At 49.5% G+C, this 18,205-nt stretch carries 18 protein-coding genes; 3 read left to right on the forward strand and 15 right to left on the reverse strand.

Going from position 1 to position 18,205, the window contains the following annotated elements; genetic code table 11:
- Nucleotides 1–14: 14 nt before the first annotated feature.
- Nucleotides 15–803 (reverse strand): flagellar hook-basal body protein, encoded by a 789-nt coding sequence (locus N7U64_RS06925; protein WP_318928990.1) that lies wholly within the window; start codon nucleotides 801–803, stop codon nucleotides 15–17.
- Between the two features lie 230 nt (nucleotides 804–1,033).
- Between N7U64_RS06925 and N7U64_RS06930 the strand changes: the two genes are divergently transcribed.
- Complete coding sequence (locus N7U64_RS06930; protein ID WP_318928993.1) at nucleotides 1,034–3,538, forward strand: EAL domain-containing protein; 2,505 nt, start codon at nucleotides 1,034–1,036, stop codon at nucleotides 3,536–3,538.
- 58 nt (nucleotides 3,539–3,596) lie between these two features.
- Here N7U64_RS06930 and N7U64_RS06935 read toward each other — a convergent pair whose 3' ends face one another.
- Nucleotides 3,597–4,793 (reverse strand): multidrug efflux MFS transporter, encoded by a 1,197-nt coding sequence (locus N7U64_RS06935; protein ID WP_318928995.1) that lies wholly within the window; start codon nucleotides 4,791–4,793, stop codon nucleotides 3,597–3,599.
- Nucleotides 4,794–4,973: 180 nt separating this feature from the next.
- Here N7U64_RS06935 and N7U64_RS06940 point away from each other — a divergent pair, with 180 nt between their 5' ends.
- Nucleotides 4,974–5,843: a hypothetical protein gene (locus tag N7U64_RS06940; protein WP_318928998.1), complete on the forward strand. Its 870-nt coding sequence runs from the start codon at nucleotides 4,974–4,976 to the stop codon at nucleotides 5,841–5,843.
- Nucleotides 5,844–6,121: 278 nt separating this feature from the next.
- On the opposite strand, the gene mreB is transcribed toward N7U64_RS06940, so the two are convergent.
- The 13 genes from mreB to N7U64_RS07005 form a co-directional block, all read right to left on the reverse strand.
- Nucleotides 6,122–7,105: a rod shape-determining protein MreB gene (gene mreB, locus N7U64_RS06945; RefSeq protein WP_318092253.1), complete on the reverse strand. Its 984-nt coding sequence runs from the start codon at nucleotides 7,103–7,105 to the stop codon at nucleotides 6,122–6,124.
- 169 nt (nucleotides 7,106–7,274) lie between these two features.
- Complete coding sequence (murA, locus tag N7U64_RS06950; protein WP_318929003.1) at nucleotides 7,275–8,579, reverse strand: UDP-N-acetylglucosamine 1-carboxyvinyltransferase; 1,305 nt, start codon at nucleotides 8,577–8,579, stop codon at nucleotides 7,275–7,277.
- Nucleotides 8,580–8,814: 235 nt separating this feature from the next.
- Nucleotides 8,815–9,048, reverse strand: coding sequence for a DUF1146 family protein (locus N7U64_RS06955; RefSeq protein WP_012371538.1), 234 nt, complete (start codon nucleotides 9,046–9,048; stop codon nucleotides 8,815–8,817).
- 319 nt (nucleotides 9,049–9,367) lie between these two features.
- On the reverse strand, nucleotides 9,368–9,781 hold the full coding sequence (locus N7U64_RS06960; protein ID WP_318929005.1) for a F0F1 ATP synthase subunit epsilon: 414 nt from the start codon (nucleotides 9,779–9,781) through the stop codon (nucleotides 9,368–9,370).
- A 26-nt stretch (nucleotides 9,782–9,807) separates the two neighbouring features.
- Nucleotides 9,808–11,226, reverse strand: coding sequence for a F0F1 ATP synthase subunit beta (gene atpD, locus N7U64_RS06965; RefSeq protein ID WP_012371540.1), 1,419 nt, complete (start codon nucleotides 11,224–11,226; stop codon nucleotides 9,808–9,810).
- A gap of 35 nt (nucleotides 11,227–11,261) precedes the next feature.
- Entirely contained in the window at nucleotides 11,262–12,113 is an 852-nt protein-coding gene (gene atpG / locus N7U64_RS06970; RefSeq protein ID WP_012371541.1) for an ATP synthase F1 subunit gamma, read from the reverse strand.
- 57 nt (nucleotides 12,114–12,170) lie between these two features.
- Nucleotides 12,171–13,679 (reverse strand): F0F1 ATP synthase subunit alpha, encoded by a 1,509-nt coding sequence (gene atpA / locus N7U64_RS06975; protein WP_012371542.1) that lies wholly within the window; start codon nucleotides 13,677–13,679, stop codon nucleotides 12,171–12,173.
- A gap of 19 nt (nucleotides 13,680–13,698) precedes the next feature.
- Nucleotides 13,699–14,232, reverse strand: coding sequence for a F0F1 ATP synthase subunit delta (locus N7U64_RS06980; RefSeq protein ID WP_114597334.1), 534 nt, complete (start codon nucleotides 14,230–14,232; stop codon nucleotides 13,699–13,701).
- Nucleotides 14,232–14,765 carry a F0F1 ATP synthase subunit B gene (gene atpF / locus N7U64_RS06985; RefSeq protein ID WP_131972087.1) on the reverse strand — a complete coding sequence of 178 codons (534 nt, stop codon included), beginning with the start codon at nucleotides 14,763–14,765 and terminating at the stop codon, nucleotides 14,232–14,234. Before atpF ends, N7U64_RS06980 begins: the two co-directional genes overlap by 1 nt.
- 137 nt (nucleotides 14,766–14,902) lie before the next feature.
- Nucleotides 14,903–15,115, reverse strand: coding sequence for a F0F1 ATP synthase subunit C (gene atpE, locus N7U64_RS06990; protein ID WP_012371545.1), 213 nt, complete (start codon nucleotides 15,113–15,115; stop codon nucleotides 14,903–14,905).
- A 75-nt stretch (nucleotides 15,116–15,190) separates the two neighbouring features.
- Nucleotides 15,191–15,934 carry a F0F1 ATP synthase subunit A gene (gene atpB, locus N7U64_RS06995; RefSeq protein ID WP_026827347.1) on the reverse strand — a complete coding sequence of 248 codons (744 nt, stop codon included), beginning with the start codon at nucleotides 15,932–15,934 and terminating at the stop codon, nucleotides 15,191–15,193.
- 8 nt (nucleotides 15,935–15,942) lie between these two features.
- Entirely contained in the window at nucleotides 15,943–16,329 is a 387-nt protein-coding gene (locus N7U64_RS07000) for an ATP synthase subunit I (RefSeq protein WP_012371547.1), read from the reverse strand.
- A complete protein-coding gene (locus tag N7U64_RS07005) occupies nucleotides 16,326–16,544 on the reverse strand; it encodes an AtpZ/AtpI family protein (RefSeq protein WP_012371548.1) in 219 nt (72 codons plus the stop codon). Before N7U64_RS07005 ends, N7U64_RS07000 begins: the two co-directional genes overlap by 4 nt.
- 647 nt (nucleotides 16,545–17,191) lie before the next feature.
- Between N7U64_RS07005 and N7U64_RS07010 the strand changes: the two genes are divergently transcribed.
- On the forward strand, nucleotides 17,192–17,983 hold the full coding sequence (locus N7U64_RS07010) for a pentapeptide repeat-containing protein (protein ID WP_318929017.1): 792 nt from the start codon (nucleotides 17,192–17,194) through the stop codon (nucleotides 17,981–17,983).
- Nucleotides 17,984–18,205: the final 222 nt, after the last annotated feature.

Raw genomic sequence — 18,205 nt, forward strand, 5'->3', positions numbered from 1 at the left:
AACTTCCTCCTTGATTAACGGACGCGTCCGATTTCCGAGACTGCTTTTTCAGCTGTCCGGTCATAGGCCTGGATGACTTTCTGATTGGCTTCGAACTGGCGGAGACCGGCGTTCATCTCCGTCATCGTCTGTTCGACTTCGACATTCCCGAGTTCAAGTACCCCTTGGTCGACTTTGACGGCACCGGCATTCAAGGCGTCCGGTGACCGGAACAAACCATTTCCGGTCCGCTCAAGCGTTTCCGGCTGATTCGTGACGACCAGACCGAGGTTGCCGATGGCTTGACCGTTTCCGTCCGTGACGGCACCGTCCGCACTGACGACGAAATCTTCATTAACGACGTTCAGCGGCTGACCGTCGTCACCAAGGACAAGATCATTTTCCGTCGTCCGGAGCAGACCGTCCTGTCCGACGGCGAATTGACCATTCGTCGTATAGAGTGTTTCCTCTTCGCCGGTCGCGGGATCTGCATGCCGAATCGTAAACAGGGCTGCTCCTTCAAGCGAGCTGATTTGCAGATCGGTCGCGTTCCCCGTCTCTGTGATCGAACCGAGAGCGAAGTTCGGTGTCGCCGCCTGCATGAACACACCCGTCGCGAGCTTCCCGACTGTTCCGCGGGAGCGGACACCGGATTGTTCATTGACGCCCGACTGCTGAATCATCATCTCAGGAAAGGTCCGGAGGGACGCCTGATCGGCCCGGAAGCCCGGCGTCCGGGCGTTGGCCAGGTTATTGCTTAACATCTCTTGCTGCCGTTGTAACGCCTGCATCGCACCAGACGCCGTATACATTCCTCGTAACATATGTGTTGGCTCCTCATTGACTTATTGTTCAATTCTATTCCTTAAGTATATCGGTCAATTTTTCAGAAATTCGATGTTTTTTTCAAAATAAGGTAATGAATCGCGTAGATGAATCGAAAGGCCTACCCCATTCGTTCAAAAACATTTGCTTATTTTTCAACAGACACGATATGTCTAAATACCATAAATTGTTATAATCAAGCTATAATGACACTAAATGAGGTGAGATCATGCCCTTCTTCAAAAAGAAGAACACAGAATCCTTCATCAACGGTTCCCTGGATTTTAAACAACTGGTCGACGCGACCCACTTTCTCGAAAATCATCCCGATGCAGTCTATACTTTGAATTTAGAAGGACAAATCGTCTCCTACAATCAAAAACTGTCCCTGTTGCTCGGCTACGGTGGGAAAAAACTTCAGCACCAGCACTTCAGTGAGTTCATCACATCGGCTGAAGCAAAGCGAATCGCTCCGATCAAACAGCGGGCTTTAAGCGGCGAAACTGTCCACTTCACGGCAGAAGTCGCCCATCACGACGGTCATCGCCTGACAATGAATGTCACGAACATTCCTATCTATCAAAACCACGTCATCATCGGTGTCTACGGAATTGCCCGGGACATCACCCAGCATATTCAGCTGCGACTTCAGCATAACCGGCTGTCGGCGAAAGAACAGCTGACGGCATCACTTCCGGGTCTGGCTTTTTTGGAATACGAAGCGACACGGGACCGGCTGAATTTATCGGCTCATTTCGCCACGTTACTGGACATCTCGCAACATCGGCTCGCTTCACTTGATTACGATGAATTTTTACTTGAAATCCATCCTGATGACCGGTCACGCTTCAAGCAACAGCTGACATCCCTTCAGGCCGGAGAACCGACTGCCGTCTGTACCTTGCGAATGAATCAGACACGCGACTATTCACAAGAAGTGTCCTGTCACGGACTCCGCTCCGAAGAAGGTTCCGAGGAGCTGTTCAGTTTTCTCTTTCAGTCTGTCGTAAAACCGACTGGTAAAATGGAAATGGAGCGTACGTCCGACCGGACCAGTCTCGAGCAACAGGAAGATATCCGGAAACTGTCTTTGTACGATCAAGTGACGGGACTGCCGAACCGGACGTTATTCCTCGAAGAAGTCGAGCATCTGATCCGGACCGACCATTCCTTTACGATTTTATCGCTTGATTTCAATCAGTTGCATCGCATCAATGAACAAATCGGCTACGATATCGGCGATCAATGGTTGCGGCAGACGAGCCGCTACTTAACGGAAACATTACCGGACCTTTACTGTGCCCGGCTGACCGGTGACCATTACGCCGCCTTGTCGACACAACCGTTTGACGAAGTCGCCCTGAAAGCGATGTGTCTCGAGTTGCTGTCGTTGAACACGACCCGGATTCAAATCGAAGGCTATGAACTGGCGGCCGATCTCGCGATTGGTCTCAGTCCGTTTCAACATGACGAGACAACGGCTACCGAGCTGTTGCATACTGCCAGTCGGGCTTTGTCCCGCGCCAAATTGAAAGCACAACCCGCTTACGAATTTTATACGTCCCAGCTTGATCTTGAAATCTACCGCCGTCATCAGCTGGAACAGAGTCTGCGGAATGCGATCCAGCAGGATGAGCTGTTTCTCGAATACCAACCCAAGGTCGATATTTGGAGCGGGCAGATTTTAGCCTGTGAAGCTTTAATTCGCTGGGACCATCCCGAGTGGGGACGGATTCCGCCGCAAGACTTCATCCCGTTGTCAGAGGAAGGGCATTGTTATCTGCCGATTGGTGAATGGGTGCTCGAGACGGTCTGCCGGACAATCCAGTCCCTTTTGCAACAGCAAAGTCCGGTCGTCCCGCTTTCAATCAATCTGTCTTCGAAGCAACTGCTGCATCGTGATTTCGTCGACACGGTTCGAACGTGTCTGCACCGCTATCACGTCCCGGCCCGGTACCTGCAACTCGAGCTTCAAGAAAACGCCTTGTTGCATGAAAGTGAGTTCGTCAAAGAGACGTTGCAGCAGCTGCATCAGTTAGGCATCCAGCTGATTCTCGACGGTTATGGAAGCGGCGTCTCTTCTTTGAGCAGTCTTCAAACGCATCCGATCAGCAGTCTGAAACTCGACCGGTCGTTCGTCGCCCGCCTCGAAGAAGACGACCGTCCGGTTCCGCTCATCAAAAGCATCGTCTATCTGGCAAAAGAGTTTCAACTGTCTGTCGTCGCCGAGGGCATCGAGACACTGCACCAGCTCGATCAGTTTCGGGACTTGGAATGCCACGCCGTTCAAGGGTACCTGTTCAGCCGTCCCGTCGGTATCGAAGCGTTACGTCCGCTTTTGAAACAGGGTGTCCTGCAGCCGGTCGAATCGTTGAAGAAGTCACCGAAAAAACCATTGCCGTCTCTGCACGGTCTCATCTCGATCACCCGGTTGAACGGAAAGGATGTCAACGTCGGGGCTTCCCCGATCCTCATCACCCGCAGTACGAACCGGTCCGTTCATTTTTATGCGTCAATCCGCTTGCCGGTCGACCATCAAATTGAACTGTCGCTTCAATTGACGGATATTATCCATCCGAAAACACTGATCGAGCCGCTCGCCGTGACCGAACTCGATAACGGATTGTTCCATTATTCGGCCGACTATAAAGTCCGCGCTCAGTCGGGACAAATCATGAAGGCGCTCGAGACATCCGAGCAGCTGAAGCTCGATGAATTCTTTATGTTATCCTGACGTTGCTACATCAAAAAGGCTGTTCCGATAAAAATCGAAACAGCCTTTTTCGTATGCATCATGAATGTTTTTTACTGAGGACAGCCGTTTGTGTCCGTTCGAGCACCGCATTCGTGATGACGATCAGACCGGTGAACAGGAACAATGCTTCAAAACCGAAGTGACCGGCAATCTGACCACCCGCCAGTGGCCCAAGGAAATTCCCCATGAACTGGGCCGACTGGTTGTAACCGAAGATCCGCCCGGAGGCATTCGCCGGCGTATGTTTCCGGAGAAGCGTCTGGACTGACGGCATCAGAGCGGCGGTCGCAAAGCCGATGCCCATCCGTAAGATGATCAATTGGCTTGTATCCGTCACGAACGCCTGCGGAATGAGGAACGCGGCGAAAATCAGCAAGGCGAAGAACAGAACACGTTCCGCCCCGATTTTATCCGATAACCGACCGAGCCGCTGGGCGGCAATCAAGGCCGCAATCCCGGGAGCCGACGCGACGATACCGGACAGCAAGGCCAATCGTTCCGTACCGGGACTGAGTTCCCGGACGTACAGGGATAGGATCGGACTGATCGATTGTGCCGCGAATTGAATCAGGAACGTTGTCAGGAACAGACTTAAAATCAGTTCAGGATGACGTAACGACTGGATGATTTCTTTGGCTGACGCCATTTTCTTCGTTTGTAAGGGAACAAAGTCCTCTTTGACGAAGAAATACGTGACGAGGAACGTCAGGAAGAGCGGAATGCTCGTAAAGAGAAAAACGGGTCGAAGCCCAACCATATCGGCAAGGAATCCTCCAATCAGAGGTCCAAGTAATCCGCCGGCAATCCCACCGGTTGATAATGTACCGAGCGCCCAGCCACTTTTCTCTTTCGGGGTTTGTGAGGCAATCATGGTGATTCCGGCAGAGATGAATCCGGAGACGGCACCCATGACAAGTCGTAAGAAGACGAGTTGATAGACATCCTGTACGAAGCTGATCAGGAACATGACAATCGACATCCCGAGGCTTGCCCGCAGTAACATCAACTTCCGTCCTTTTTTATCGGCCAAACGTCCCCAAATCGGTGACACGATCGCTGCGACGAGGAAGGTCGCACCAAATGCTACGCCGGACCAGGTCGTGATTTCCTGGCGTCCATGGACACCAAGTTCTTCAATGAATAAGGGCAAAAACGGTAAGACTAAACTTAACGCGGCAGCAGTTAAAAAACTACCGATCCAAACAACGACTAAATTTCGTTTCCACAATGGCATTGTGGCATCACTTCCTTTTTATTGGTAATTCCTATTTAATTCAACAACTTCTAATATACACTTCACAAAGTAAAATGTCTAGGATTTGAACTGATTCAAAGGACTCCCGGACTATTGGCTTATATTCAAGTCACGCTGGACGACCGATAATAAGATAACTTAATATAGGGAGTGAACGATATGAAACGCTTCATCCTCAGTTTGATTTGTCTTACGATGGCTGCGACGCTTCTACCTGTTAGAACCGAAGCAGCCGTCGCCGTCACGCGTCATACCGTGATGTGGTCCATTCCTGAAGCGAAACAAATTTCAACGAAAGTCACACAGCTGGCAAACAGACAGATGAAACGTGTCTACCTGCATGTCGCTGTTGAGGGTGACCGAACTCTCTACCGCACCTTCGTTGAAAAAGCCCATCTTGCCGGCATCGAAGTCTATTTCTTGTTCGGTCAGCCTGCATGGATTACGAATGAAGGGACGACGAATCGGCCGAACGTCGAAGATCCGTTAGCCTGGATCAATGTCTATCTTCAAGAAACGATGGAACGTCCCGATGGCATTAGTGTCGATCTCGAGCCTTATGCCTTACCGGCCTGGGAAACGGATCAGTCAGCCGTCATCTCCTCTTATCAACGTCTGCTGACAGCTTTTCACGATGTCAGCACAGCACAACAGCTCCCGTTGCAACTGTTCCTGCCGTTTTGGTTCCATACCGTGCCGGATGCTTCCGGACAACCGCTCAGCGAATGGGCGATGGAGTTGGCAGATGAAGTCACATTGATGAGTTACCGGACTGTCTACAGCGGTGGAAACGGACTTGCTGCGATTACGATGACTGATGCGCTCTACGCCGCCAGTCATCAACATCGTTTGTCGTACGCCCTGGAATTCACGGAACTTCCGGAAACACCAAGCATCACCTTTTACGGAAAGACACGGACTGCGCTCAATCAGCTCGTCAATCAAACGATGAACAGCTCCCTGCCGCCAAGCGCCATCGTCTATCATGATTTTGATGCCTACCAGGATTTCATGCGCAGTACGCAGTGATTTTACTTTCCGTTTAATTTTAAAAAAGTGGCTGACTCAAAAAAGAATCACTCGTCTTCTCACGCCCTTTCCTCAGGCGAGACACAAGCCAGTTTCCCTGCCTCATTCAGGCAGGGAAACTGGCTTGTTTGTCTCTGACAGCGCAAAATGCGCTTTTTCCTGTAGGAGTGGCGTGAAGCGAGTGATTCTTTTTTTACGAGATCAGGGTGGCAGATTATCATTCTGCCACCCTGATCTTTGGAGAGACTGACATTTGAGTCAGCACCTTTTGATTTGTCTTATTTCCCTAAATGATCAAGCATGATGCCTGTTCCACGTGCGACACATAACATCGGATCTTCCGCGATCAAGACCGGAAGTCCGAGTTCTTTTGCCAGCAATTGATCGATGCCGTCAAGTAGTGCTCCGCCGCCTGTCAGGATGATGCCGCGGTCGATGATATCCGCTGCCAGTTCCGGCGGTGTTTTCTCGAGAACACGTTTTGTTGCTTCGACGATTTCCATTGCCGCTTCCGCCAACGCTTCATGCATTTCCTGCGATGAAATCGTGATGTTGTCCGGGAGTCCTGTCACGAGATTACGACCCCGAATGTCCATCTCTTCCTGACGCCCCTCGTCGGAGACAGTTGCGACCGTCATCTTGACGTTTTGAGCCGTCCGTTCCCCGATGATTAGTTTATGATTATCCTTGATTGCACGGATGATGTCCTGGTCAAACCGATCCCCTGCTACTTTGATTGTTTCGCCGCAGACGATATCGCCCATCGACAGGACCGCCACATCCGTCGTTCCGCCACCGATATCAATGACCATGTGGCCGGCTGGCATCCAGATGTCCATCCCTGCTCCGACAGCTGCGACTTTTGGTTCGACTTCCAGAAAAACAGTTTTCGCACCTGATTTTTCACCGGCTTGACGAATCGCTTTCGCTTCGACCGTCGTGATGCTCGCCGGTGTACAAATCAACATCCGGACGCCACCGAACATACTTCTCACTTCGATTTTATCGATGAAGTGACGTAACATCGCTTCCGTCATTTCAAAATCAGCGATTACACCATCGCGTAACGGACGGATCGCGACGATGTTTCCCGGTGTCCGGCCAACCATCTGGTGAGCTTCCGTTCCGACTGCATGGATTTTTCCTGTTGCTTTATCAATCGCGACGACCGATGGCTCGTCGAGTACAATTCCCTTACCTTTTACGTGAATGACGACATTTGCCGTCCCCAGGTCAATTCCGATATCCTTTGTCAAAAACATCTCGCGTGATCTCCTTTATCCACTGGCTATTCTTCCAAAATATAGTACGTCGTTTGGACGTCTAACCCATTTATGTATACATACCTTTCAATTCTAGCACAGGGAAACAAAAAGAGACGACTTTCTTTTAAAGAAAGTCGTCAAGAATATGATGGAATGAAATGATAGCTTAAAGCTTCGCCGCTGCCGTCTCTTCGATGGCAACTGTTTCTTCCGTGACACGCTCGACATCTGCGCCGAGTGCTTGTAATTTAAGGTGGAAATCAACATATCCGCGATCGATGTGATGCAGTGCACCGACACGTGTTTCGCCTTCTGCAATCAATCCAGCCGTGACAAGTGCTGCTCCAGAACGAAGGTCTGTTGAAAGAACTTCTGCTCCTTGAAGTTGTACACCGCCCGTGATGATTGATGAACGTCCTTCGATCTTGATGTCAGCGTTCATGCGACGGAATTCTTCGACGTGCATGAAGCGGTTTTCAAAGACTGTTTCCGTGATGACTGATGTGCCTTCTGCTTTTAAGACCAACGCCATCATTTGTGCTTGAACGTCTGTCGGGAAACCAGGGTGTGGCATCGTCTTGACGTCGATTGCAACAAGTTTCTTCGGTCCGACGACACGAAGGCCATCTTCTGTATCCGAGATCTTAACACCCATCTCTTCCATTTTTGAGATCAATGGACGGAGATGTTCACGCTCAGCACCGATGACTTCAACGTCACCTTCCGTGATTGCAGCTGCAATCATGAATGTACCGGCTTCGATACGGTCCGGAATGACATAGTGGTTGCCGCCGTGAAGTTTTTCAACACCTTCAACACGAATCGTCTCTGTTCCGGCACCGCGGACTTTAGCGCCCATTGCGTTGAGGAAGTTAGCGAGATCGACGATTTCAGGTTCTTTCGCAACGTTTTCGATGACTGTCGTACCTTCAGCAAGCGTAGCTGCCATCATGATGTTTTCTGTCGCACCGACTGACGGGAAGTCGAGGTAGATTTTCGCACCTTGCAGACGACCGTCGACGTGCGCTTCAACGAATCCGTTACCGATGATTGTTTTCGCACCCATCGCTTCGAATCCTTTTAAGTGAAGATCAATCGGACGTGAACCGATTGCACAGCCACCCGGCATCGCGACACGCGCACGACCGAGACGTGCAAGAAGTGGTCCCATGACAAGAATCGACGCACGCATCTTGCGGACGTATTCAAGCGGTGCTTCGTCTTTCAATTCTGCTTCGGCATTGACCGAGACCGTGTTTGCTTCTGCATCAAATGTCACTTCTGCGTTCAGGTTCCGTAAGACGTTGTTGATTGTGTATACGTCTGCCAAACGGGGAACGTTTTGAAGGACCGATGTACCTTCTGAAGCAAGCAATGTTGCGACCAATGTTTTCAAGACTGCGTTTTTTGCACCTTCTACTTTTACCGTTCCAGCTAATTTACGTCCGCCACGGACAACGATTTTTTCCATTACTCATACTCCTCTGCTTTCGTTTCTGTTCTATTATGTTCAATTCGCGATTGGTGTGCATCATAGTTGAAAACCAACGCATGATAGAAGAGAAACACCCTATAGTTGATCTCTCATTCCAAATCCAACACGACTTTTCAGCTTCACAATGGTTACGTTTCTTCATTATAAGAATACTATCCTGTTCCATACTAAATCAGATTGATGATTTAGGGTTTACAACGAAGTTACAAGTTCACCCGACTAAGAATTGGAGACGCTGTGCGAATCCCGAATAATCAAGCAAAAAGCGGGCGATCAGCGAACCGAGCGCCACGGCAAGCAACACACGCAGGACAACAGCCTGCGGTCCTTTCGGATGTTGCAGGAACTTCTCCCATTTGACCGGAAGGAGTGCCCACCAGGCGAAGACAATCGCCGTTAAATAAACAAGCATACTGATTAGTGCACTTAAACCGATTGACGTCACTGCTACTGCACCTCTTCTGTTAAGGTTTTTCCAACCTTACCATGATTTCATACAATGAATGATTGCGCAAACAAAAAGGCACAAGATAATTTATTTTATCGTATAAAATATATTATGAAAAGATGATTATGGAAAATTCCACATAATAAGATTGAAAAATGTGTGAAGAGGTCACATATATGTACTTTTACTTTTTTTAGCGTTGTTAAACCTGAATCACGGGATGGATTTGGGAAAACGGTTGCCCTGGAAGAAATCATTGACCTGTCCTCAAAAAAAGACCCGGCTTCCATGACGGAAACCGGGTCTTTCACTTGAATCAATCGCGACCGTATTCTTTTAGGTTGAGACGGTTGATTGCGCGTTTCAATGAAAGCTCAGCGCGTTTGAACTCAAGATCTGATAATTTCGTGTCCTGGAGGCGACGTTCTGCCCGGACTTTCGCAGCAGAAGCCCGATCGTAATCGACCTTATCTGCCTGCTCAGCCGTTTCAGCAAGAACTGTCACTGTATCCTGGCGCACTTCCATAAAGCCACCGCTGATAGCGATCAACGTGCGTCCGCCATCTTCGTGGCGCAACTTCAAGATGCTGATGTCGAGTGGTGTTACGAGCGGTACGTGGTGCGGGAGAACCCCGATTTCACCAGATATCGTTTTCGCAACGACCATACGGACATCGCCATCATACACTTCGCCATCCGGGGTGACGATATTGACATGAAGTGTGTTCATCTCAAGTCCCCCTTATGCTTTGTCACTTAGACAAGCGTCTTCGCTTTTTCAATCGCATCTTCGATCGGACCGACGAGACGGAATGCTTCTTCCGTCAAATCATCGTGTTTCCCACCGAGGATTTCTTTGAAGCCGCGGATCGTGTCCTTAACTGGGACGTACGATCCTTTTTGTCCTGTGAACTGCTCAGCTACGTGGAAGTTCTGCGACAAGAAGAACTGGATACGACGCGCACGGTGTACAGTCAATTTGTCTTCTTCAGACAACTCGTCCATACCGAGGATCGCGATGATATCTTGAAGTTCTTTGTAACGCTGAAGTGTTTCCTGAACTTGACGTGCTACGCCGTAATGCTCTTCGCCGACGATTTCCGGTGAAAGAGCACGTGAAGTCGAAGCAAGTGGATCCACGGCAGGATAGATACCCATCTCAGAGAGACGGCGCTCAAGGTTCGTCGTTGCATCTAAGTGAGCAAACGTCGTTGCAGGAGCCGGGTCAGTATAGTCATCGGCTGGTACATAAACCGCTTGGATTGATGTAACCGAACCTTTGTTTGTTGACGTGATACGCTCTTGAAGCATACCCATCTCTGTCGCAAGTGTCGGCTGGTAACCAACGGCAGATGGCATACGGCCGAGAAGGGCCGATACTTCTGAACCTGCTTGAGTGTAACGGAAGATGTTATCAACGAAGAGAAGAACGTCTTGTCCCTGCTCATCACGGAAGTATTCTGCCATTGTCAAACCAGTCAAGGCAACACGAAGACGTGCGCCCGGCGGCTCGTTCATCTGACCGAAGACCATCGCTGTTTGTTTGATAACGCCTGAATCCGTCATCTCGTGGTACAAGTCATTACCTTCACGCGTCCGCTCACCAACACCTGCGAATACCGAGATACCGCTGTGCTCTTGGGCGATGTTGTTGATCAATTCCTGGATGAGGACGGTCTTACCTACACCGGCACCACCGAAGAGACCAATCTTACCACCCTTGATGTAAGGAGCGAGTAAGTCAACGACTTTAATTCCTGTTTCGAGGATTTCAACTTTTGTTGAAAGGTTATCAAACGTCGGTGCTTTTTTGTGGATCGGAAGACGTTCCACGCTTGCATCGAGTTCTTTTTCATCAATTGGGTTACCGAGTACGTTGAAGACGCGACCAAGCGTTGCTTCTCCGACAGGTACCGAGATTGGTGCACCAGTGTCCAGTACTTCCACTCCGCGGCGTACACCATCCGTAGAATCCATCGCAATGGTACGGACGACGTCGTCACCAAGGTGCAAGGCGACCTCAAGCGTCAAGTCGATAGCCACTTCTTCTACTGTTTGCGGCGTATATTGAATACGAAGCGCGTTGTAGATGTTCGGCAAGTGTCCGTCGAACTTAACGTCGATGACAGGTCCCATGACCGCGACGACGCGGCCTTTTAAACCGAGTTCGTTCATCGTGTTTCCTCCTAGCTATCATTACGCCGAGTGGTTTACTGCTGAGCAGCGGCTCCACTGACGATCTCTGTGATTTCTTGCGTGATTGCAGCTTGTCGAGCCCGGTTGTAGACGAGAGTCAATCGACCGATCAAGTCATCTGCGTTATCTGTCGCACTTTGCATTGCTGTCATACGTGACGCATGTTCTGCTACTTTCGCGTCAAGAAGCGCACCGAAAATCAAGCTCTCCGCATAACGCGGAAGGAGTTCAGCCAGGATTTGTTCCTCGCTTGGCTCGTACTCATAAGTCGTCGAAGACGAAGCTTCGATTTCTCCGAGCGGGAGAAGGGTTTCGACTTTCACTTCCTGGCTGATGACAGACATGAAGTGGTTGTAGCACAGCTTGAGTTCGTCGATTTCGCCGAGCGTGAACGCACTCACTGTGCGCTTCACGATTTCTGCGACATCGACATACGAAGGAGAATCGTTTAGTCCTGTGATCGCATCCGTGACCGTGATTCCGCGTGAACGGAAGAACTGGACACCGACTTTACCGACCACGAACAAGACGTAACTGTCCGTAGTATGCTTTTCATTGATTTCCCGGTAGACTTCACGCAGCACGTTGGCGTTATATGCACCAGCTAAGCCGCGATCCGATGTGATGACGATATAGCCTGTCTTTTTGACAGGACGTTTTTCGAGCATCGGATGGCTAGCACCTGTCGTGCCATTCGCAATGGTTCCGAGCACTTCCTGCATTTTCAGCATGTAAGGCTGGAACTTCGCGCTATGTGCTTGAGCACGGTTCAGTTTCGACGCCGAAACCATGTTCATCGCTTTCGTGATCTGTTTCGTACTTTTCGTCGAGTTGATCCGCATTTGTATCTCGCGCAACGATGCCATTTCGATTCACCACCTTGTTAGTATCAAGAGTGTTCCGCCGAGTCTAAGAGAAATCCCTTAGACAGTCGGTTGGAACGTTTTCTTAAATTCTGAGATTGCAGTAACGATTTCTTCGTCAGCTGGAAGGTTACCTGTTTTACGGATCTCGTCGCAAAGTTGTTTGCGGTTTTGATCGAGCCAGAGGTTGAGTTCCTTTTCAAAACGACGAATATCTGAAACGGCAACATCATCAAGGTGACCACGAGTCAAGGCATAGATGATGATGACTTGCTTATCGACAGTCAACGGTTGGTTAAGGTCCTGTTTCAGAACCTCTACTGTCCGCTCACCACGGTTAAGCTTCGATTGTGTCGCTTTATCAAGGTCAGATCCGAACTGTGAAAAGGCTTCGAGCTCACGGTAAGAAGCGAGGTCAAGACGGAGCGTACCCGCTACCTTCTTCATCGCTTTCACTTGAGCCGAACCACCTACACGCGATACCGAGAGACCCGGGTTGATCGCTGGACGGACACCTGAGAAGAAGAGATCCGATTGAAGGAAGATTTGACCATCCGTGATCGAGATAACGTTTGTCGGGATGTAAGCCGAGATATCCGACGCTTGTGTCTCGATGAATGGAAGAGCTGTTAAGCTACCTGCACCAAGTCCGTCGTTCAATTTCGCTGCACGCTCAAGGAGACGTGAGTGAAGGTAGAAGACATCACCCGGGTAGGCTTCGCGGCCTGGTGGACGCTTCAGAAGAAGCGAAAGCTCACGGTATGCCGCTGCTTGTTTTGAAAGATCATCATAGATGACAAGAACGTGCTTGCCGAGATCCATGAAGTGTTCACCCATCGCTACACCAGCGAATGGTGCGAGGTAAAGAAGTGGCGCCGGCTGTGAAGCTGCTGCCGAAACGACGATTGTGTAATCAAGTGCACCGTTTTTACGGAGTGTTTCAACAACACCACGGACTGTTGATTCTTTTTGTCCGATTGCGACGTAGATACAGATCATGTTTTCTTCTTTTTGGTTGATGATCGTATCGATGGCGATTGACGTTTTACCCGTCTGACGGTCACCGATGATCAACTCACGTTGTCCACGACCGATTGGAACGAGGGCATCGATTGCCTTGATTCCCGTCTGAAGTGGTTCGTGAACCGATTTACGTGCCATAACACCAGAAGCTTTACGCTCGATCGGGTTATAGTGTTCTGTTTCGATTGGACCAAGACCATCGATTGGCATACCAAGCGGGTTGACGACACGTCCGAGGAGTGCGTCTCCTGTTGGTACTTCCATGATGCGGCCCGTACGGCGAACAGAGTCGCCTTCTTTGATTTCAAGATAGTCACCAAGAATGATGATACCGACGTTGCCTTCTTCTAAGTTTTGCGCCAAGCCCATTGTGCCGTTAGCGAATTCTACGAGCTCTCCCGACATGACGTTGTCGAGTCCGTGTGCACGAGCGATACCATCACCGATTTGGATGACTGTACCTGTCTCGTTCACTTCCATCGTAGAACCGTACTGCGCGATACGCGCTTTAAGCAGGGCGCTGATTTCTTCAGCTCTAATGCTCATGCGTTTCACCCCTATTTTCTTACGCTTTTAACAGCTCACGCTCAAGTCGCGTTAGTTTCGTTTCGATCGTGCCATCATATGTCGTGTAACCGATTTGAACACGAAGTCCGCCGATTACGTTCGTATCAACAACATTTTCTACTTCAAGCGTTTTTCCTGATTTTTGGCCAAACGTTTCCTTCACGTTCGTGAGTTCTTCGTCCGACAGTTTGTATGCACTTGTCACGATTGCTGTTGCAACGTTACGGTGCTCATTCAACAACGCGATGAAATGCTCCGGCAATGACAATACTTCCGATGCCCGGTCGTTTTCGACCATGACGAGGATCGTATTTAAGACAATCGTATTGAAGCCTGTGAAGCTCGTATGAAGGACTTGCTTCAGCTCTTCTGCAGAAATCGACGGGTTTCCTAAAACCGATGCGAGCTCTGGTGTTGCGTGGAGCACTTCGCCGAGCGTTCGCACATCAGCTTCTGCTTGTTCGAGCACATGGTGCTCAAGTGCAAGATCGAAGAGCGCTTTTGCGTAGCGTCCCGCTACGTGGTCACGCATTAGTTCGTGCCCTTAGTGTCAGCGAGGAATTGGTCGACGAGTGCACGTTGTGCCGCTTCGTCTGTCGCAAGCTGTGTTTTCATGACGTGGCGTGCTGCAGCGATTGCTTGAAGAGCAACATCGTTCTTCAAAGCAGCTTGTGCTTCAGCGCGTTCACGTTCGATTGCACGGCGAGCTTCTTCCTTGCTCAATTCTGTTTCGACACGTGCCTGCTCCATCGCACGTGCTTGTTCCGCCTCAGCTTGACGGCGTGATGCTTCTAACAGGTCACGTGCTTCCGTACGTGCCTTGTTGAGTTCTGCTTGTTGTTGTTCTACGTAGACTTCAGCGTCTTTCCGGCTTTTTTCAGCCGAATTGATCTCGCTAGCCACATGCTCTTCCCGCGCTTTCATCATGTTGACGAGCGGGCCCCATGCGAATTTCTTCAAGAGGATGAGGAGCAAGAGGAAAACGACGATCGTGACGATCATGTTAGCAAGTAAGAGGTGACTACTTTCGCCGCCTGCTTCTGCCGCAAGATACGTGAGATTCATTCGATTACACTCCCCTCGTGGTTGGTCCTACTTCTAATATCTACATAAGGGAGCCGCAGCCCCCATGACGGTTCACTCTAGTGGAACGAATAACGCCCTATGTAGCTCAGTTCTTGGTACGTAAAATTAAATACGGATTAAGAGTTGAGGAGAAGGAAACCGACCGCTACACCGATGATTGGAAGTGCCTCAACGAGACCGATACCGATGAACATTGTTTGACGAAGTTCGTTTTTGAGTTCTGGCTGACGTGCTTGTCCTAATACTGTACCGTTTACGATAAGACCGTTACCGATACCTGCGCCGAGTGCGCCGAGTCCGATGATGATCGCTGTTGCAATAAGTTCCATTATGAATTGCCTCCCTAGATTGTGTTCGAAATTTGGTCGTGCGATTATCGGAAAAGCAGATGCTTTACCTTCGAATTAATGGTCGTGCGCTGCCTTATGCCCGATGTAAACCATCGTTAAGATAAGGAAGATATACGCTTGGATTGCTCCGATGAAGAGTGAGAATCCTTGCCAGATCAACATTGGGATCGCTGACAGGATGACACCGACTGGTCCGAGGAATTGGAAATCGTTCGTTCCAGAGATGATACCGATCGAGAGAATGATACCAATCATGATTTCACCCGCGAAGATGTTACCGTAAAGACGAAGACCAAGTGTCAACGTGTTTGCGAATTCTTCGATGATGGTAATAATAAACATCGGCGTCATAAACGTTTTCGCATACGAGCCGAAGCCGCGCATTTTCACACCGTAATAATGGCTCATGACCACTACCATAGATGAAAGTGCAAGTGTCACATACGGATCTGCAGTTGGTGAGTTGAACCAAATGTAGTGACCCGTCACAACGTTAAAGGGAAGACCCATTAAGTTGGACACGATGATGAACAGGAACAGTGTCATTCCGAAAGTTAGGAAGCGACCCCCTGTTTTCCAGTCCATCGTGCTGCTGATGATTCCGCGAACGAACTCGAGGAACATCTCCATCACGTTTTGAGCACCGGTCGGCTTCATCACAAGACGTCGCGTACCGGCCACGGCAATCAGGAAAACGAGAGCAGCTGCAATCAGCACTGTGATCAAGTTTGTCCAGCTACCGTACAGAACGAAGTCGCCCCAGAGTGGGATTTCGTAAAGTGGCATTTCGTGGTTCATTTGATTATTCACCTCTTTTCCCGCTTAAGTTCGTGAGTAAAATACTCACAAAATTGTATGACGTGGCCGGCGAGAAGGCCTATTACCACCGCAGTTAATGACAATTCGGCTTCATACTTCAAGCCGATCATCACACAGAGTACCGCGACCGCCATGCGTGATACGGTCCCTCGAGACATCGGCTTGCGCCCACGCTCGATTACACGATACATTCGATCGACGCTTAATCGTTGCAGCGTCAAGATCATGAAGCTACCTGCCCCACCCAGCGCCAGTCCATAAATCACCGGATCACTCGGATAACCGACAAGTAACAGAACGGCAAGGATTCCATAGTAGAGTCCAAACCATCGTAAGTACGCACGATACAACGCATCTTGAAGGATGATATTCATGTCTTGTCTCCTAACAAGTGCCTGATCATTGCGATCATGCAGAGAATTCCGATGAAAATCCCGATGAACACTGCAAACGTCGCGCCCATCTTTTGCCACCAGTCCTGCTGTTCCCCATAGTTCCCAACAAGAAAGCCGATGACGATCGGTGCGGCTAGTGCCGTCGAAATTTGCGAGGCCATGACCATACTCGTCGCGAGCCCTTTTTGGCGCACTAGAGACGACCCCCTTTTCCCAGTTGTGAGTTCTTTTTCTTTCCCACAATTTGCGGATTTTCATACTAGTCAAGAATACAATGAGAACCATTTCATAGTCAAATGAATTCACAATTAAAATGGACCGTCGAAACCATTGTATATCAACAATTGATAAGGTTTTCACAGAGGTCTCCCCCGGCACTCTTTTCACGAAGATGTGAAGAAAATATGTAGTACTATCAACGTTTATCGAGATGGTTCACTAGGTGAACAAAACCATTGAACAGTAACGTTATATCGTCTTTCGTAATGAGAAACAAGTCGTCTAAATTTGATTTGTGTCGATTTTGTGAAAAAACATTTTTTCTTCACAATTGTAAACGCTTCCGTTACGGGACACGAAAACCCCTCTGACATCTGTTTGTAACAAAGCCCGCAGACGATTTCCAATTCGTTTCGTGTGTGCCTTGTCACAGCTTAAAAATTCACGGATGATTTGCTACTTTCAAGGTCATGGTGCAGCTGTTTTTTTACAAAAATCATATATTTAGTTCTTCCATTTGAGTGGAGCCACTGCTCGTTTACTCGTTGATTGTGATTTGAAAATGATTGTCTACATATGGTAAAAAGAAGTGACATGAACAAATCAAAAGGATGTGAAGAGAATGGAAACCGAACGCTTTCGAGTTCAGTGCGGGGACTGCTTCGGATTGTGTTGTACGGCACTCGCTTTTTCCGCCTCAAGCGATTTTGGTCACAACAAACCGGAAGCGACACCATGCCGGAATTTAGATGCTGATTACCGTTGCGGGATTCATGACCGTTTGCGCCCGAGCGGGTATAAAGGATGTACCGTTTATGACTGCTTTGGTGCCGGACAACAGATTTCGCAAGTGACATTTTCCGGCGTGTACGATGAGACGACAAAACCGGTCATGTACGCCCTGTATCCGAAGATGGTCCATCTGCAGGAAATGATGTGGTACCTGACAGACGGCATCCGGCCAGCAACCCGCTCGATTCATCATCTGCTAGAAAATAAGCTGGCTGAACTGGATGCAATGACCGGTTCTTCTCCAGACGAGCTTGCGGCACTCGATCTCGATCAGGTACGGGCAACATTGCTACCGCTCCTTGCAAAAATCGAAGGACTGGTTCAAACACCGTTTTCAGGGACGAGCAGACGCCCACTTCCCCGCGACTGGATTGGGAAAAATCTTGCAGGACAGGACTTTTCCGGCATAAGTGTCCGCGGACAGTTTTTGCTCGCGACGAACTTATCGAACAGCCGGTTGCGTGGCGTCAACTTCCTCGGTGCCGACCTGCGTGACTGTCAGTTGGCAGGAGCCGATCTGACCGACGCGCTGTTTTTGACGCAAGCGCAGGTCAATGCGGCGCAAGGCAATGCGAAGACACGTCTTCCGGAACGGTTGCTCCGCCCGTCGCACTGGGCGTAAGGGAACAATGGGGTATTAATTATTGTCCAAAAGAAGTGCCGTCTCTTTCCCAAAGATAATGCGTCATTCTATCGTGACAGGTGTTCCGCCCTCTTCCTCATTCGCTTTCCGCAGGCGAGACACAAGCCAGCTTTCCTGCACCTGTGGTCAGGAAACCGGGTCTTGTTTGTCTCTGACAGCGCAAAAAAAGCGCTTTTTCCTGCAGGAGTCGCATGAAACGAG

Origin of the sequence: Exiguobacterium sp. K1 (assembly GCF_033721435.1) — a bacterium.
Taxonomy (GTDB): domain Bacteria; phylum Bacillota; class Bacilli; order Exiguobacteriales; family Exiguobacteriaceae; genus Exiguobacterium_A; species Exiguobacterium_A artemiae.